This is a genomic window from Spiroplasma phoeniceum P40, assembly GCF_003339775.1.
Lineage (GTDB): Bacteria > Bacillota_I > Bacilli_A > Mycoplasmatales > Mycoplasmataceae > Spiroplasma > Spiroplasma phoeniceum.
The window spans coordinates 250,766-265,846 of record NZ_CP031088.1 but is presented as its reverse complement, the minus strand read 5'-3'; the positions used below and the strand labels follow the sequence as shown (position 1 = coordinate 265,846).

Below are 15,081 nucleotides of genomic sequence, written 5' to 3'. Positions count from 1 at the left end.
CTTCATCCATCCCTACACAACTTTATATAAAGAAAATAACCTTTTGGAGCTCCTCCCTCTTGTTTTTTAGTGTCCGATATTGTTTTTTTTCGGTTTAACAGCACTCTTTTTATGAAGCAAGCAAAAACACACGCTCTGACATTTCGCGGGCGACTAACCCCGCCGAGAATTAAAGAAATAAATAGGAGTAGTAAATCCAATCGCTTTCACACTTTCTTTAAGGCTTCGTGCCATAGATGAGTTATCCATCTTTAAGCATCAAAATATTAAGTTTTAGTATTGCATTATTCATTAGATAGTATCTTTTATTTAAAAGTGATATTATTAGTTGTTAAACCGAAAAAATATAATAAATCACAGAAAGGAAATTATAAAAATTAACTAATTGATGGAGAAAATAGGTTAATTTTTAATTTTAAAGATACTATCTGATGAATAATGCAATTAAAAAAATCGCTCTTATAAGCGATTACTTTAATTTATATTTAATTACTTTATTTATATTTTTTATAAAAACTCAACCTTTTTCTTACTACCGATTTTTATGTTGATGTTAAAAGTAAAACAACGATAATTTACCAGCGTAGTACAAAAGACCTTTTTAAATTAAATTATGGTTGGATTAATTGTCAAAATATCTTTCAACAATATCTTAATCATAATTTTAATGTTATGTTATCTGTTTCAGATTTAATAACATTAATTCCAAATTTATGTAAAAAGATATGAACATCATATAAAATAAAAGCACTTTGCCTTGAAAAAGGTCTTTTTTCAGAAGTTGTTATAACAGATTATGAAAAAGCAATGGCAGGATTTTTTTATCGCGAAAAATTAAAACAGTTGTCCAAGAAAAATTAACAATCGGGAATAATAATTATGAAATTTTAACAAAGGTTAAAAAAGAATAAAAATATGGTATTAAGTTTAAGGTATGGTAGGAAATTTAAAGAAATTAATTAAAATATTTATATTCCAATAAATATTTTAATTTTATGCATACATAAAATCAGAAAAGTTTGTTTTGTTAAAAAAGTGTGATAAGATGATATTGTTAATTTAATATAGTTTTAGGAGTTGAAATATTATGGCTACTGTTGTTGTCAAAGCAGGAGAACCGCTAGACAAAGCTTTAAAACGATTTAACAAGGTTTCTTCAGTTAAAAGAAAAGAAGCCCGAAAACGTGAACACTGAATGAGCAAAAAAGAAAAAAGACGTTATAAACAAGAACAATCACGTAGTTTTCGTTAAAAAAAATCCCATTTAAAATGGGATTTTTTTTAAAAATTACTATCTTTTAAAATTACATAATCAACTTTTTTAATGGCCGAAAGATCTTTACCACCAGCATATGAAATTGATGATTGTAAATCTTCTGTCATTTCATGTAATGTTTCAAAAATGCTGCCACGAATTTCAATTAACTCTTTTTTACCTTCAACATAACGTTTTTCACCTTTATTATATTCACTTGCTGATCCAAAATATTCTTTATATTTAATACCATTATTTTCAACTTGTTTTCCAGGTGATTCTTGGTGCGCAGCAAATAAACTACCAATCATGCATATTGTTGCGCCCATTCGAATTGATTTCGCAATATCACCGTTAACTCGTAATCCACCATCTGCAATAATTGGTTTTGAACTACCTTTACTACATCATTTAACAGCCGATAATTGTCATCCACCATTACCAAAACCAGTCTTTAATTTAGTAATACAGACTTTTCCGGGTCCAATGCCAACTTTTGTTGCATCAGCGCCTCATTGTTCTAAATCACGAACAGCTTTTGGTGTTCCAACATTACCTGCAATAATAAATGTTTCATGACCTAAATGGCTGCGAATATGTTCAATCATTTTTTTTACACTAAAAGCATGACCGTGAGCAATATCTATTGTGATATAGTCAGGTACTAATTGTTCTTTTTTTAATTTTTCAATTAGTGCAAAATCATCTGGTTTAACACCAACTGAAATTGATGTAACCAAGTTTTTACTTTTCATATGTTTAATAAACTTAACTTGATCTACGTTAAAACGATGAATAATGTAAAAATAATTTTTTTCTGCTAATTTTTCACATAATTCTTCATTCACTACCGTTGCCATATTTGAAGGTACGACAGGTAAATTAAAAGTATGTTTTCCTAATTTAACGGTTGTATCACATTCTTTTCGAGAATTAACAACACATAATTCTGGAATTAATTGAATGTCTTCATAATCAAATGCTTTCATTTTTTTAATTTCACCTCACTTATTAAATGTACCATAAAATAAGGGTAGAAACCCGATTTTTCTTTTTAAAAAAGAATAAAAATGTAAGGTACCATATACATTTAAGAACACTAAGGTGGTTTTTTATCGTTAAAAAGGTATTTTAAGCAAACGAGTATTTAATATATGGAAAAAATTAATAATATTGTTAAACAAATAGAACAAGTAAAACAAATCTGTGGTGATGATTTCAAAAAATGACCTAACAAAATGGCACATGAGACATTAAAAATGGTTTATGAAGAATTAAAAGAGGCCCAAAATGGAAACAATTAAAAAATTAGATAAAATTAAAAAATTATTAGATGAAGCACTTGCTGAAAAAGATAAACAATATTGAATCTTGTTAGCAGACAGAGATAAATTAGAAATGTATCGTCATAATCGACTAAAGAAAAGTGATTTTTATGAAGTTAATCATAGTTGTGATTTACCTGATGGTGGAAGAGTTTGAATACATGGACATATGTTAGATGAATCTTGAAGAGATGGAAATACTATTGTTGAAGATGAACCACATAAATATAACAGTTTGGAGGAATAATTATTCCAAAGTGAAAATGAAAAAATTGGTCAGAAGAAACTGCAATAGAACATGATTTAGAACCTTGTGATTGTATTAGTTGGTGTGGTGGTAAATTATGTGGTGCTTGTTGTGAAGAAGCAATGTTTGGATCAGAAGAAGATGAATAGTATATTTTAAAAAATATTTATTTAATATAAAATAAAAAGCTAGGAAAAAAATTATGAAGAAACTATGAAAAAAAATAAAAAAACTAAAAGAAATTAAAAAAATACATCAATATGCTGTGCGATGAGCAGCATATATTCCACATAAAAATTTATTAATTTAATAACAGAAAAAAATACGAACCCGGGTTCGATTTTCGTGCTGAATTTTCTAAAAAAGAAGATGGCAGTTTTTATGAACCGCATAAACAAAATAATAAAAGGAAAAATATTTCAAACTATCGAATACATAAAACATCAATTCAACCGTATAACAAATGTGGCAATGAAGTAATTAGTTATATAATTAATACACCTGAACGTTCATTTATATTAGCTTCTTGTTTTGTTTTTAAAGATAAATTTAAAGAAGACTGATTTTTAATTGGTATAATTCCGCAATTGAGTTATTGAACTAGATCTATAAAAGATAATTTAAAAAAAGAGTCAAATAAAAAATATAAAGGCTATATGTTATTTCATGATTTAATTAATTTAGAATTATATGATCATGAAATTTGAGTAGCTTATGAAAATAACTTAATTAAAATTTTTGATAAATCAATTGAAGAAAAAAATAAAAAACTTGAACATTGAAATAATTTAAAAGCAAAAATTATTAAAGAAAAAGAACAAGAAAAAAACCAGGACAATGTCCTAGAAAGTAAGAAACAAGAAACCCCTATTAGTAAAACCGATCCACCTGATGAAGTTGATTTAGAACAATTATTGAAAGATTTATCAGCGTTATAAAGGAGGGGGAATTTAATAAAGACTATGTCTACAAGATTATTATATTATAGTAGAATTTTTCTACGTAAAGTTATTTTTTTTGATTTAAAAAATATTCAATATTTTTGATAAACATAAAAATTACAAAAGAAATGACAAAAAGAGCAACAAATGTAAATGAGGGGTAAAATGAATAAATTAGCTACTGATGACAAAAGAAGTCGAATATTAATTGGCATTGATCAAACCAGAATAGGAACTACTGGTATATTTTTAAAAATGAATTATGTAAAATGAAGTGCAACAAATCTTTATTAATTAAATAATATAATAAAAATTACAAAAATCAACCATAAATTTAAAAAAATTAAAAATATTTTAATTTTTCTTTTATTTTATCCATATTTAATTTTACTAAAAAATAATTTATTAATTTTAATTAATAAAATACATATCTTATTATTTTAATGACATATTTTATAATTTAATATACATTTTTAAATATTTATTGTTTATATATTCTACAAAAACATTTCTTTAGCACTTATTCAATTTAAACACGGTCGGAGTTTTTCATTTATTACATTATTAACTACTCAATCAATTTGTTTTTGACTAACATTATTAAAAACTGTTCCAGGAGGAAATCATTTTCTAAACTCACCATTTATATTTTCAATTAAAGGTTTTTGACGAGGTTTACCAACATCACAAAAATATACTTGTGTTTCAGCAAATATTTCCATTTCTCGTCATTCACTAAATTCTTTACCTCTATCTGTTATTATTTTTTTTATTTTTCCAATTAAATTATTATTTATAACAATATCTTTAAACTTTTTCTCAACTTCCCTAGCAGTATGATTTTCTAATTTTATTGCAAAATATTTTTTACTTGATTGTTCTACTAAAACTAAACAACTAGATAAATGTTCTTTTCCAACAACAGTATCCATTTCAAATCATCCAACATTAGAAACTTTATTTTCAATATCTCAAATTGACCTAAAATCAGTTAATTTATCACGATTATCAGATTTTCCTTTTGTTTTATATTTTTTACCACGATGTCGCAAATTCTGTTTTAAAAAACCATAAAAACCTAAACGAATTCATTTATACAATGTTTTAACACAAACGGGAAATTTAACACCAAATTTTAAAAAATAACGATAAATAAATTCTCTCGGAGAATCACGATATTTATTAAGTCTAATTTTCATAAAATTAATCTTCTCTTCCGTAAATTTACATCTTTTATTATTCTTTTTTTCTCATAATACATTTTATCTGACTTATAAGCACTATATTCATCAATATTTTTAAACTTCTTAATTTCCCGTAAAATAGTACTACGATGTCTATTCAAACATTTAGCAATTGCAGAAATATTTAGTTCACCATTCTTTTTAAAAAAATTTTTGATAATAATAATTGTTCTAATTTAACTTTATCCATAAAACTTAAATGACTATATATAACATTTATATACCTTTCATTAACTTATAAAATTTTTAATATTTAATACGAATAATTTATATATAATTGATATATGATAAAATCAATTATATATAAAACAATAAGAAGGAGCAATATATATGAAAAAAATACTTAGCACAATAGGAGCAACCGGGTATTATTAATATTTTTTGCATCTGTTTTAATTATGTTTCATTGTTGGATTAGATATGGATAAATTACAATATATTTCCTATCATCTTCTTTTACATATTTATTTTTATCAGTAGAAGCAATTACTTTGGGTGGTACTAAAACATCATTAACCCTAGGAATTAATTTTCAATTATCTTGGTTTAACCTAACTCTTGGATAACGATTATCTTTATAACGGTCAACATTCTCCACAATTTTTTTTAGATACATCATACATCTTATATTTTACTGCAAAAGCATAAATAAAATCAGTTAAATCATCCAAAAAATTCTCCTTTTTAACATTATAAAATTTATCAACCATATATCGACTTTTTAAACTATGTCATTGTTGATAATAATTTAAAAATGCTCCACCATGTTTATCATAAACAACCCCTGTAGAATAAATATCTTGTAAAAAATCCAAATACCATTTATCATTAAAAGATAATTTTTTTGATGTTTTTAAAGTTGGATTAATAAAGTAATTTGTTTTCGACCAATTTTCAAAAAACTGCTACGTAAAAACATTGTATTAATAAAATCAGTTTCATTAATACCTTTATCAGTACTATTCTCTTGTTTAAGCGTATAATGATCCTCATTTAAGGGTCTAAACGCCGTTAAAGTAATAAATGGAATAACCAAACCCAAAAAAGTTAAAATAAATATTACAAATAAAGATAATGACTTACGCATTATTCTTTAACACCTTTCTTCTTTTTAAAATTAATTATAAAATTTGCAACTAACATATATCAGAATAAAATACCAAAATCATTAATTAATTTATTTCATTTATCGTAAATTGATCCAATAAATAAAGCAAAACCAAAACCAACAACTAAAATATATACTAATATTTCTCATCATTTTTCTTTTAAAAACTTTAAAATTTTAATTTTCATAAACTCAACTCCTAACTATACAATGTTTTTGAAACAATAAACCCAACAATATATAAACTTGATATTGTTAACATTAACGGATGGCTAAATAAAATTGCCATTCTACCAAATAATCAAATCAACCAAGTATCAGAATTATATAAATCCATAATAATATTTTTTGCCGATGTAAATTGATTAATAATAACAGTAATAAAACCAGTTCCAAATATCGCGATTGCCGCAACCAATAAAACTAATTTAATCATTACTTTTTATCTCCTTTAAATTTAGTACTTCTAATATTTTTTGCTTGATATCTAATACTTTGTCGTTTAAGTTCTTTTTAACTTGCTGCTTATTACTATTTTGATAAACATTTTTACCAACATTAATACCTTTTCGTACAGTTGACGAATATACTTGCGAAACACCATTATTAACTGTTGAACCTAAATTATTATATTGTGTTGATGTCCCGTGAATTGCATAAATAGATAACTTAATAACCATAAAAAAGACTAAAAAATAAGCAATCGATGTATTTGTCATCGGTAATTTTGTATTTCAAATTACATCAAAAATAAACAAAAATATATCAAAAACAAAACTAAAAATCTTGTCTCAATTACTATTATTATTTTCAACTAATAAATTAATCATCTTTCCTATTTCCTTTCTCTTTTTTAGGTTTTAAATTCTTTTTCAAAATATCAATATCAAATAACTCCAATCGTTCTTTAACGCTTAATTTTGTGATTTCTGACCAATAATATTCTTTTTTATCAATAATTTTATCATTTTTAAAATCACGCACAAACTTTAACCATTGACTATCGTACTTATTGGCAAATTCAAGCGGAATAATTATTTTAAAAAACCGAATTTCTAACCCAACATCCGACTTATGTTTTGCTCTTTTACCTTCTGCTGTTCGTTCTACTGATTTTGTTTTTCAAATTTCATAATCCGTTATATCTTGAAAAATACCAATTCGCATAATAAAGAAACGATTAAAAAAATTAAATCCTTTCTTAGCAACGGGTTTTTTTCAATGAAATTGGAATAATAATTCCACTTGCTAACTGGCGAATATTATTTCAAATCATACCCTCACGCTGAGCAGTAAATAAAGCACGGTGTCCAAAATGTCTCGCTAAAACAATTCACGGTATTTTACCACTATGAACTTTTTTCTCATCGTGAGGACTAGTTCCATCAATATACAAATAACTTTCATCAAATAAAATAACACTATCATCTGGGGGAACCGGTTTTTGTTCTATCTGTAAAATCTAAATTTTTAAATGTTAAAACTTTAACTTTATCATCTTCTAACGGATAATTACTATAAATTTCATCTGTCAATAATTTCATAGTTTGCGACAAATAAGTTAAAAGTAATGTTTTACCAGTTCCTAACTTACCAATAATTACCGATAACGGATTATCTCAAACAAAATTCACTAACCGAAAAGCATTTAACTGATAAAAAATATTTTTTCACAATCATCACACAAAATAAACACATTGCAAAGCAAATAATATTCAAAATACTAAACCAACACAATACAAAGAAATTATCCAAAGTAATAAATCAATTAAACTAAACAAAAGCATTGAACCACTAATATAACAATAGTTTTTAAAGAAAAATATAAATTTTTTCATTATTTAAAATACCCAACTATTTTAAAAACCATTCACAAGAAAAACCAAGTTAAAAACAAAATCACAATTCAAACACCAACCATCAAAGTTAAATATTCATTTTGCGTTAAATTCCACATTGTAATACTTTCAACATTCGTCTTATCTATAAACAAAAAGATATAAATAAAAAACTCTTTGAATTCTTGTCAATCATTTTGCATTTTTAAAAACTCCACATTTTTTGAATAAGTTTAAAAAACATTCCAAAAAACAAAACAATAAATAACACAAACGATATAACATATAAAAACTCAGGGGCATTTGCACCAATAATATAACTAACAAATTGAACTCAATAATCATATAAACTCATTTAATTTAAACTTTCTAAATCATTAATTAATTCTTGTTCTTTTTCAAAACTTAAATTTATTAAATTATTATTATTATTATTTGTTTTTATTTTTTGAGGTTCACTTGAAAATAATGCTTTTTTCATTTTATTAAAATAATTTTGTTTATATTGATTATATAAATTGATGAAGGTTGTTCCAGTTAAATATTTTCAAATATTTCGCTTTAAATTTTCATCATACTTTATAATAGGATAAGAATTATCATAAATCAAACCGATTGCTACTTGATCCGAATGTTTTTCACTCGGATAAATAAACTTATTACTCAACCAAAAACCAATATGGCGATTATGATTGGGTAAATTAATAAAACTTGCTTTATCTGTTGTAAAAGGGATAAATTCCTTACTAATAAAATAATTTTCTATATTCTGATTTTTCTTAACAAAATTACTCAATTTTATCATCTCCTCGTCTTACTGGTCTTAACATTTTGCCTTTTCCTAATACTCCATTATTAATAATTTCTAAAGATAATAATTGTTTCTTAAATACTGCAACTCTAAATTCCTTAACTTCTGATATATGCTCCATAATTACAAATGGTAAAAGTACAACAAAAAGAATTAAACAGCCTGAAATACCTATAATATCTCCTACATTTAAAGACCAAATTATAAAAACAATACAAAGACCAGAAATAATTAATATAGCAAAATAAATAGAAACAAAAACAAAATTCATAATAATAAATTCTTTTTTTAATTTATTCCTCAGTTGTTTTAAATTTCATATCCATAATATAATCTCCTAACTAAATATTTGTTTTTAATAAAATTACTCAATTTTATCAACTCCTTAAATTTGTCAATATTGATTTAATTTTTCTTTTTCAACATCAAATTCTACCTTAATTTCAAAAATATATTTTATATACATAATAATCACAAAAATAATAACTATAAAAGCATATACAGACATAATAATTAAAAATACAGAGAATGGAAAATCTTTATCATTTCAACTCAATATTGAAAAATAAATAAAAGAACTTAAAAAAACAAAAGTGAACAATATACCCAAAAAAACAATTAAACTTAATAAAAAAATATCTTTAATAAAATCTCTCTTTATTTTTTTATATTCCTTAGTTGTTTTAAATTTCATATCCATAATATAATCTCCTAACTAAATATTTGTTTAATAAAAAATGTTATAAATAATGTTTATATAATGTTTATTTATTGCAATAAACACTGATTATTAAAAATGTTATAAATAATGCTAATATATTGTTTATTTAATGTTTAATAAACACTGTTAATAAACATTGTTAAATATAAAAATAATAAAAATTGGCACACTGAAAAATACTATTTAATTTTTAACAATAGTTATTAAAATATAAAATCATAAGTTTATAATTAAGTTGATATTATTATGGTTTTCTCTCTGTATAAATTATTTTAAATAGAAAGAAGAAATAAAATATCGAAGAAATAATAAATTCATTTTTCTATTTAATAAATTCATTTTTTACAAATGTGATACCATCTATTTTTTGATTATCATGAATGGTATCACCAATTAAAACAATTATTTCACTAATAATAATTTTAATAATAACTTTTAAATTTATTATTTGAATTTTTTATAAATTAACAAATTTATAAATTTTTTTATACAGAGAGAAAACCATAATAATACCTTAAATATAATTAAATTGATATTTTTACACTATATACTGCCTACAAGTTTTTTTCATCTTGTTAAAATTATCAATAATAATCAAAATAATTAAATTTATTTAAAAATAAATTTGTAGACAGTGTATAGTGCAAAAATAAACAACAAAATTATTTATTCAACTCACATAAAAGCTAGTGTGCCTTAGCTAAGATATATGATCGATTATAATAAATATTAAAATCCTTTAACCATGACACGGAAAAAGTTTAAGATTTTAATAATACAAAATATAGCAAATGGAATTAATATAATTCACGCTTCACCTAAGAAAACCATTATCTAAGGTAAAATATTTGTTATACCTTCTTTAACTTTTCATAATGCACTAGTCAAACCAGTTCAAATCCCAGTCATACCCTCAGTCATAGTTTTAGGTGTAGGTGCTGTTAAAAAATTAAACGCTGTTGTTAAATACATACCTAACATTATTTTTTATACTACTTTCTTTCAATTTCTTTTTTTCTTTTTTCTTTCCTCGAATTTGTTTAATTTTTTGATAAATTGATAAACCAATTCAAGCAAAAATCCCTAATATAATAACAACACTAAATATTGTCGTTAATCAAGTTGGCATATTACATCTCCTCTCTAAAAATATTGCGGCACGCTTCGCGTGTTCGCTACGCTCAAAATAAACAATATTGAATAAATTACCGCTAATAAATTACGCGGATAATTTATTCATTTTCTTTTACATTATTAATTACTATTTTATTTACAGTATTAATAACAATATCTTTTCCATATTTAGTTACTAGGGACCGCAAAATAAAATAATGTTTTCTTTCCATTAAAAAATCAACTCCTTTCAAAGTTGATTTGTTGCACTTCATTTTACATAATTCATTACAAAAAATATGGTTACCTATATGATAAATTATATAAATGTCTTAATTACGAAAAAACGAATATTAGAGACGAACGTCCTGGCTGAAATAAATTGTATACTATTAATGCATTTGAATGTACTTTGTCATTTTTTAGATTTAATTTATTTGAAAATTAATAAAAAAGCGGTATACTTAATCTAACGATAGAAATGGTCTTAAATGTATGTGGTTTCCACAAAAAGAATAAAAAAATATCTTGTAATCATATTAAAACCAGCATATAATTAATTGTGTAATTGTAGAAAGGAATAGTGATTATACAAATGATGACAAGAAATTTTGGTTTTACTAGATTTTGAATTGTGTTATCAAGTATTGTGGGTATTGCGGGAATGGCAATAGCAGTAGGGGTTTACTTTTATTACTTAGACCGATATAACAATGGGACTTTTCCTGGTGATATTAATGCTGCAAATACTTGATTAATGAATTCATATGCTGATTTAACAAGTGTTAAAGTTGTACTTTTACTAGTGGTGATTTTTTCATTTTTCACAACAATAATTTGTAATATTGGATTGATTCGTTATGCAATTAGCAGTACTGATGCCGAATTATGTGCAAACAAATGAAGTTTAGCGGTATTATCGTTATCAATTGGTGGTTTTTTTGCACCATTTGCATTAACATGATTACCAAATACTGATGTTAAAGCAACAAAAAATGCTCGCGTTGTTATTGTCCGTTATTTAGGGACTGCTTGATTAGTATCAGCTCTTGCTAGTATTGTTGCAATTATGATTTTTTATAACAAGGCAACAGATAAAACTTGAGTTGGAGACTCAAAACAAAATTTTGCCATTATGATGGGAGTTTTAGCTGTTGTTAGTGTTTTAAGTTTAATTTTTGTCCCTGGCTTTTATAGTAATAAAGTTGTTGCTAATATGATGGCTGAAACTTCTTATGGAAAATGATTACGTTTCGTTTCAACTGTTTATACTATTTTAGTAACAATAATGTTAGTGATCCAAATTATTACGGCGTTATTAAAACTAATTGAAGCATTTGGTCGTATCTTCCAAAAAGGACAAAATGGACTAGCAATTTCCGCTAATATTTTAAATTTTACTGCAACATTAATTGGAACAATCTTTATGATTTATCTAATTACAAAAGTAATTAAAGGATTATGACGTCGTGAAGATGGTTATATGATTAACATTCCACAATATAAAGCATTTGACAATATGCAACGTCGTTATTAATAAGATTTTTAAAATGGATTTTATAATATTAAAATCCATTTTTATTATTGATTTTAGATAATATAATCTTCTTAAAAAAATAAAATTAATAATATTTTAATTGACAAAAATTATTGTTTTATATAAAATTAAAAAGGTTTCAACACAATACTTATATTGTTTCATCGGGTGTTAGCTCAGTTGGGAGAGCGCCTGCCTTACAAGCAGGTGGTCAGCGGTTCAAGTCCGTTACACCCGACCATTAATGATTCCTGCTGGCTTAGCTCAATAGGTAGAGCAACTGACTTGTAATCAGTAGGTTGGGAGTTCGATTCTTCTAGCCAGCACCATTCTTTGGAGGGGTAGTGAAGTGGCCAAACACATCTGACTGTAACTCAGCTCCTTCGGGTTCGGGGGTTCGAATCCCTCCCCCTCCACCATCTTTATTTATATTTTGGGCTATAGCCAAGCGGTAAGGCAAAGGACTTTGACTCCTTCATGCGCTGGTTCAAATCCAGCTAGCCCAGCCATTGTCTCCTGTTAGCTCAGTCGGTAGAGCAACTGGCTTTTAACCAGTGGGTCAAAGGTTCAAGTCCTTTACAGGAGACCATTTATAAAAAATATATGCCCGAGTGGCGGAATAGGTAGACGCAACGGACTTAAAATCCGTCGGTTTTACAACTGTACCGGTTCAAGTCCGGTCTCGGGTACCATTTATTTTATTTAAAAAAATTGACATTATGTTAAGAAAGTGGTATATATTAGTGTAGTTTAGGATAAAATTTAAAATTAAAATGCAGGTGTAGTTTAATGGTAGAACTTCAGCCTTCCAAGCTGACTGTGAGGGTTCGATTCCCTTCACCTGCTCCATGATATTAATTGTTAGTTTAACAATTTTTTTATGTTAAAATAAAAAGATAAGAGGCAAAAGAGGAGTTAGTGATTGTTCTGAAAGTCATTAAAAATGATAATAAAAAAAAGTCTACTAGTAATTGAGAACATTTACCACCAGAAATGCAACATGATTTAGAATTTCATGCTTCACGCACAGCATTTTGAAAAAGTCTTCTATTTTTAATCATTGAAGCTGTAGGACCATTTTTATTATTGTTTTTTTTAACTTCGCCTGACTTAAGTTTTGCCTACCATTATGATGTTGGCATTGGAATTGGTTTTGGTTTAACAATGGTTTTTAGTGTTTTTTTATTAACTTGTTTAGGGTTTTATTTTCATTTTCATCAAGCTGACCAGTTTACCTATACTATTGCATTATCTTGAATGTTATATGGAATTTATTTAACTGGATATTGATGAGGATGAGATAAGATTTTATATCGTTGCTTATTATCATTTCTTTTCCTCTTAATTGCTATTTTTGTTGGTACATTTATGACCGTATGAATGCGTAATCTTCGTGGATATTTTCAAATAAAAAAAAGTAAGAAACAATCAGAGTCACCAGTTATTAATAAAAAAGAAAACAATAATTCACCAGTTGCTTCATCGGTAACAAAGAAAGAACCTTAATTATTTTTTTGTAAATTAGTTAATTTTAAATCAATAATTGTTAAGAAAATTTTTTGTTTTGTCTGTTCATACATGTAATTAGCTCAGTAAATTCATAGAATGTTTTGGTAATACATTCATGCTACTACTTTTTCTTGTTGTTGTGATGTTAAATTAAAAAGATTAAATCAATAAGTTCGCTCAGCTTTTGTTGTTAATGTTTCAGAAGCAAATGAAGCAATATCAAAAAATTTATCATTTAGCATAGCATATTCAAAATCAATTAAATAAAGCTTTTGGTTTAAAAAAACTAAATTACCATGATTTAAGTCATTATGGCATAAAACAAGTTCTGTTGGTTGCAATTTTAAATAATCAAGTTTCTCTTCATATGGAGCTAAATTTACCAATTGTTTACAAATTGCTGTTTTTAATGTAATTAAAAATTGCTTAGGATTAAATGTTTTAATTTGATTATTTGGATTAATTTTAGTTTCTCATAATTGTTTAATTATTGTAGCAACTTGGTTTAAGACTTGGTTTGTAAGTTTAACCGTACTAAGTGATTGTAAAGTTGGGTAGTATGGTGTAACCAAAAAGAAATGATCACCATCATAGTTATAATCTACAATTGGTAATGTTAAATCGGCATTTTTAATTTGTTCTAAAACAAAAATTTCATTTTGATGATCAATGAATAAATTAGTAAAAGGATTACTATAACGGATAAAAAGATTATCAATACTTTGATAATTTTGGTTAGTAATACCTAAATTTAATTTTGCTTTAATTTGGTATTTCATCATATTTCTGACTTCCATTCTGTCTGTTATATATTATTAATTTTATTATACAATATATATAGTTAAGAAAAGCGGGGAAATAAAAAATGAATAAAATTTAAATTGCTATTAGTAATAAGAACAAAGTACGAGAATTTAAAGAAATGTTTGAAGGTATTAATATAATTGTTAAATCATTGTTAGATTTAATAGTGCCTGTGCCTGAAATTCCTGAAACAGGAACAACCTTTGAAGAAAATGCATTTTTAAAAGCTGATTATTTAAGCAAAATGTTAAATAAGCCAGTATTAGCGGATGATTCTGGATTAGAAATTATTGGTTTAGGAAATTTTCCTGGTGTTAATACTCGCCGTTGAGCAAAACCAATTACAGATAATAATATTATTAATAATTTATTAATTGAAAAATGTCGTTCACTAGAAGAACGTGATGCACAAGCAGTTTGTGTTTTATGTTATATTAATCCAAGTACAAACGAAACAAGGTATTTTCGAGGAATAACAAAAGGTCTTATTACTGAAAAACCAGTTGGTAATAATGTTTTTGGTTATGATGCAATTTTTTTCTTAACAGAAATTGGTCAAACTTATGCTAAATTAACTGTAGAAGAGAAAAATTAAGTATTCGCATCGTTCAAAGGCTTTTAAAATGTT

The 15,081-nt window shown here is 25.4% G+C and carries 23 protein-coding genes, 7 tRNA genes and 2 pseudogenes; 16 read left to right on the top strand and 16 right to left on the bottom strand.

Annotation, left to right across the window (positions count from 1 at the left end; translation table 4 throughout):
* Positions 1 to 672: 672 nt before the first annotated feature.
* Positions 673 to 861 carry a hypothetical protein gene (locus tag SDAV_RS12850; protein ID WP_245938458.1) on the top strand — a complete coding sequence of 63 codons (189 nt, stop codon included), beginning with the start codon at positions 673 to 675 and terminating at the stop codon, positions 859 to 861.
* Positions 862 to 1,087: 226 nt separating this feature from the next.
* The gene (gene rpsU, locus SDAV_RS01800; protein WP_004028656.1) at positions 1,088 to 1,252 is read left to right on the top strand and encodes a 30S ribosomal protein S21; all 165 of its coding nucleotides are present in this window, start codon (positions 1,088 to 1,090) and stop codon (positions 1,250 to 1,252) included.
* Between the two features lie 29 nt (positions 1,253 to 1,281).
* Here rpsU and SDAV_RS01795 read toward each other — a convergent pair whose 3' ends face one another.
* Positions 1,282 to 2,244: a GMP reductase gene (locus SDAV_RS01795; RefSeq protein ID WP_114564300.1), complete on the bottom strand. Its 963-nt coding sequence runs from the start codon at positions 2,242 to 2,244 to the stop codon at positions 1,282 to 1,284.
* A gap of 165 nt (positions 2,245 to 2,409) precedes the next feature.
* On the opposite strand from SDAV_RS01795, the gene SDAV_RS11730 reads away from it, so the two are divergent.
* From SDAV_RS11730 to SDAV_RS13875, 4 genes are all read left to right on the top strand, one after another.
* The gene (locus SDAV_RS11730; RefSeq protein ID WP_186823434.1) at positions 2,410 to 2,559 is read left to right on the top strand and encodes a hypothetical protein; all 150 of its coding nucleotides are present in this window, start codon (positions 2,410 to 2,412) and stop codon (positions 2,557 to 2,559) included.
* A complete protein-coding gene (locus tag SDAV_RS01790) occupies positions 2,546 to 2,827 on the top strand; it encodes a hypothetical protein (RefSeq protein WP_114564299.1) in 282 nt (93 codons plus the stop codon). Before SDAV_RS11730 ends, SDAV_RS01790 begins: the two co-directional genes overlap by 14 nt.
* Positions 2,828 to 3,414: 587 nt before the next feature.
* Positions 3,415 to 3,765, top strand: a complete 351-nt coding sequence (locus SDAV_RS01785) for a hypothetical protein (RefSeq protein ID WP_114564298.1) — start codon at positions 3,415 to 3,417, stop codon at positions 3,763 to 3,765.
* Between the two features lie 168 nt (positions 3,766 to 3,933).
* Complete coding sequence (locus SDAV_RS13875; RefSeq protein WP_281268824.1) at positions 3,934 to 4,062, top strand: hypothetical protein; 129 nt, start codon at positions 3,934 to 3,936, stop codon at positions 4,060 to 4,062.
* Between the two features lie 203 nt (positions 4,063 to 4,265).
* Here the strand turns inward: SDAV_RS13875 and SDAV_RS01780 are convergent.
* The 14 genes and pseudogenes from SDAV_RS01780 to SDAV_RS01720 all read right to left on the bottom strand — a co-directional run bounded on the left by SDAV_RS01780 (position 4,266) and on the right by SDAV_RS01720 (position 10,619).
* Positions 4,266 to 5,223, bottom strand: a pseudogene (locus tag SDAV_RS01780) (IS30 family transposase).
* Positions 5,224 to 5,355: 132 nt separating this feature from the next.
* Complete coding sequence (locus tag SDAV_RS12540; RefSeq protein WP_222611571.1) at positions 5,356 to 5,628, bottom strand: hypothetical protein; 273 nt, start codon at positions 5,626 to 5,628, stop codon at positions 5,356 to 5,358.
* The gene (locus tag SDAV_RS12535) at positions 5,588 to 5,869 is read right to left on the bottom strand and encodes a spiroplasma phage ORF1-like family protein (protein WP_408641552.1); all 282 of its coding nucleotides are present in this window, start codon (positions 5,867 to 5,869) and stop codon (positions 5,588 to 5,590) included. The genes SDAV_RS12540 and SDAV_RS12535 overlap by 41 nt, the downstream gene beginning before the upstream one ends.
* Positions 5,866 to 6,099 carry a hypothetical protein gene (locus tag SDAV_RS12530; protein WP_222611568.1) on the bottom strand — a complete coding sequence of 78 codons (234 nt, stop codon included), beginning with the start codon at positions 6,097 to 6,099 and terminating at the stop codon, positions 5,866 to 5,868. Before SDAV_RS12530 ends, SDAV_RS12535 begins: the two co-directional genes overlap by 4 nt.
* The gene (locus SDAV_RS11725; protein WP_186823492.1) at positions 6,099 to 6,308 is read right to left on the bottom strand and encodes a hypothetical protein; all 210 of its coding nucleotides are present in this window, start codon (positions 6,306 to 6,308) and stop codon (positions 6,099 to 6,101) included. Before SDAV_RS11725 ends, SDAV_RS12530 begins: the two co-directional genes overlap by 1 nt.
* Before the next feature lie 11 nt (positions 6,309 to 6,319).
* Positions 6,320 to 6,556, bottom strand: coding sequence for a hypothetical protein (locus SDAV_RS01770; RefSeq protein ID WP_053390637.1), 237 nt, complete (start codon positions 6,554 to 6,556; stop codon positions 6,320 to 6,322).
* Positions 6,549 to 6,950: a hypothetical protein gene (locus SDAV_RS01765; protein WP_222611566.1), complete on the bottom strand. Its 402-nt coding sequence runs from the start codon at positions 6,948 to 6,950 to the stop codon at positions 6,549 to 6,551. The genes SDAV_RS01770 and SDAV_RS01765 overlap by 8 nt, the downstream gene beginning before the upstream one ends.
* Positions 6,943 to 7,958: pseudogene (locus SDAV_RS14260) on the bottom strand (hypothetical protein). Before SDAV_RS14260 ends, SDAV_RS01765 begins: the two are co-directional and overlap by 8 nt.
* Entirely contained in the window at positions 7,958 to 8,161 is a 204-nt protein-coding gene (locus SDAV_RS01755; RefSeq protein ID WP_105298526.1) for a DUF2649 domain-containing protein, read from the bottom strand. The pseudogene SDAV_RS14260 and the gene SDAV_RS01755 overlap by 1 nt, the downstream one beginning before the upstream one ends.
* A gap of 152 nt (positions 8,162 to 8,313) precedes the next feature.
* A complete protein-coding gene (locus SDAV_RS01745) occupies positions 8,314 to 8,763 on the bottom strand; it encodes a DUF3627 domain-containing protein (protein WP_114564297.1) in 450 nt (149 codons plus the stop codon).
* A complete protein-coding gene (locus tag SDAV_RS01740; RefSeq protein ID WP_245938454.1) occupies positions 8,747 to 9,040 on the bottom strand; it encodes a hypothetical protein in 294 nt (97 codons plus the stop codon). The genes SDAV_RS01745 and SDAV_RS01740 overlap by 17 nt, the downstream gene beginning before the upstream one ends.
* 114 nt (positions 9,041 to 9,154) lie before the next feature.
* Positions 9,155 to 9,469 carry a hypothetical protein gene (locus SDAV_RS01735; RefSeq protein ID WP_114564296.1) on the bottom strand — a complete coding sequence of 105 codons (315 nt, stop codon included), beginning with the start codon at positions 9,467 to 9,469 and terminating at the stop codon, positions 9,155 to 9,157.
* Between the two features lie 855 nt (positions 9,470 to 10,324).
* Entirely contained in the window at positions 10,325 to 10,471 is a 147-nt protein-coding gene (locus SDAV_RS12830; RefSeq protein ID WP_245938453.1) for a hypothetical protein, read from the bottom strand.
* The gene (locus SDAV_RS01720) at positions 10,440 to 10,619 is read right to left on the bottom strand and encodes a hypothetical protein (RefSeq protein ID WP_114564295.1); all 180 of its coding nucleotides are present in this window, start codon (positions 10,617 to 10,619) and stop codon (positions 10,440 to 10,442) included. The genes SDAV_RS12830 and SDAV_RS01720 overlap by 32 nt, the downstream gene beginning before the upstream one ends.
* A 579-nt stretch (positions 10,620 to 11,198) precedes the next feature.
* On the opposite strand from SDAV_RS01720, the gene SDAV_RS01715 reads away from it, so the two are divergent.
* The 9 genes from SDAV_RS01715 (at position 11,199) to SDAV_RS01675 (ending at position 13,646) form a co-directional block, all read left to right on the top strand.
* Positions 11,199 to 12,140, top strand: a complete 942-nt coding sequence (locus SDAV_RS01715) for a hypothetical protein (RefSeq protein WP_114564294.1) — start codon at positions 11,199 to 11,201, stop codon at positions 12,138 to 12,140.
* A gap of 165 nt (positions 12,141 to 12,305) precedes the next feature.
* Positions 12,306 to 12,381 (top strand) — tRNA-Val (locus SDAV_RS01710).
* 12 nt (positions 12,382 to 12,393) lie between these two features.
* Positions 12,394 to 12,469 (top strand) — tRNA-Thr (locus SDAV_RS01705).
* Positions 12,470 to 12,475: 6 nt separating this feature from the next.
* Positions 12,476 to 12,559, top strand: a tRNA-Tyr gene (locus SDAV_RS01700).
* A gap of 15 nt (positions 12,560 to 12,574) precedes the next feature.
* Positions 12,575 to 12,649 (top strand) — tRNA-Gln (locus tag SDAV_RS01695).
* A 4-nt stretch (positions 12,650 to 12,653) separates the two neighbouring features.
* A tRNA-Lys gene (locus tag SDAV_RS01690) sits at positions 12,654 to 12,729 on the top strand.
* Positions 12,730 to 12,745: 16 nt separating this feature from the next.
* Positions 12,746 to 12,832 (top strand) — tRNA-Leu (locus SDAV_RS01685).
* 83 nt (positions 12,833 to 12,915) lie between these two features.
* A tRNA-Gly gene (locus tag SDAV_RS01680) sits at positions 12,916 to 12,989 on the top strand.
* 69 nt (positions 12,990 to 13,058) lie between these two features.
* Positions 13,059 to 13,646, top strand: a complete 588-nt coding sequence (locus tag SDAV_RS01675; RefSeq protein ID WP_245938452.1) for a DxFTY motif-containing membrane protein — start codon at positions 13,059 to 13,061, stop codon at positions 13,644 to 13,646.
* Here SDAV_RS01675 and SDAV_RS01670 read toward each other — a convergent pair.
* The gene (locus SDAV_RS01670) at positions 13,643 to 14,431 is read right to left on the bottom strand and encodes a phosphotransferase (protein WP_114564293.1); all 789 of its coding nucleotides are present in this window, start codon (positions 14,429 to 14,431) and stop codon (positions 13,643 to 13,645) included. The genes SDAV_RS01675 and SDAV_RS01670 overlap by 4 nt on opposite strands.
* 140 nt (positions 14,432 to 14,571) lie before the next feature.
* On the opposite strand from SDAV_RS01670, the gene SDAV_RS01665 reads away from it, so the two are divergent.
* Positions 14,572 to 15,048 (top strand): non-canonical purine NTP pyrophosphatase, encoded by a 477-nt coding sequence (locus SDAV_RS01665; RefSeq protein ID WP_245938451.1) that lies wholly within the window; start codon positions 14,572 to 14,574, stop codon positions 15,046 to 15,048.
* The last annotated feature ends 33 nt before the right edge of the window (positions 15,049 to 15,081 follow it).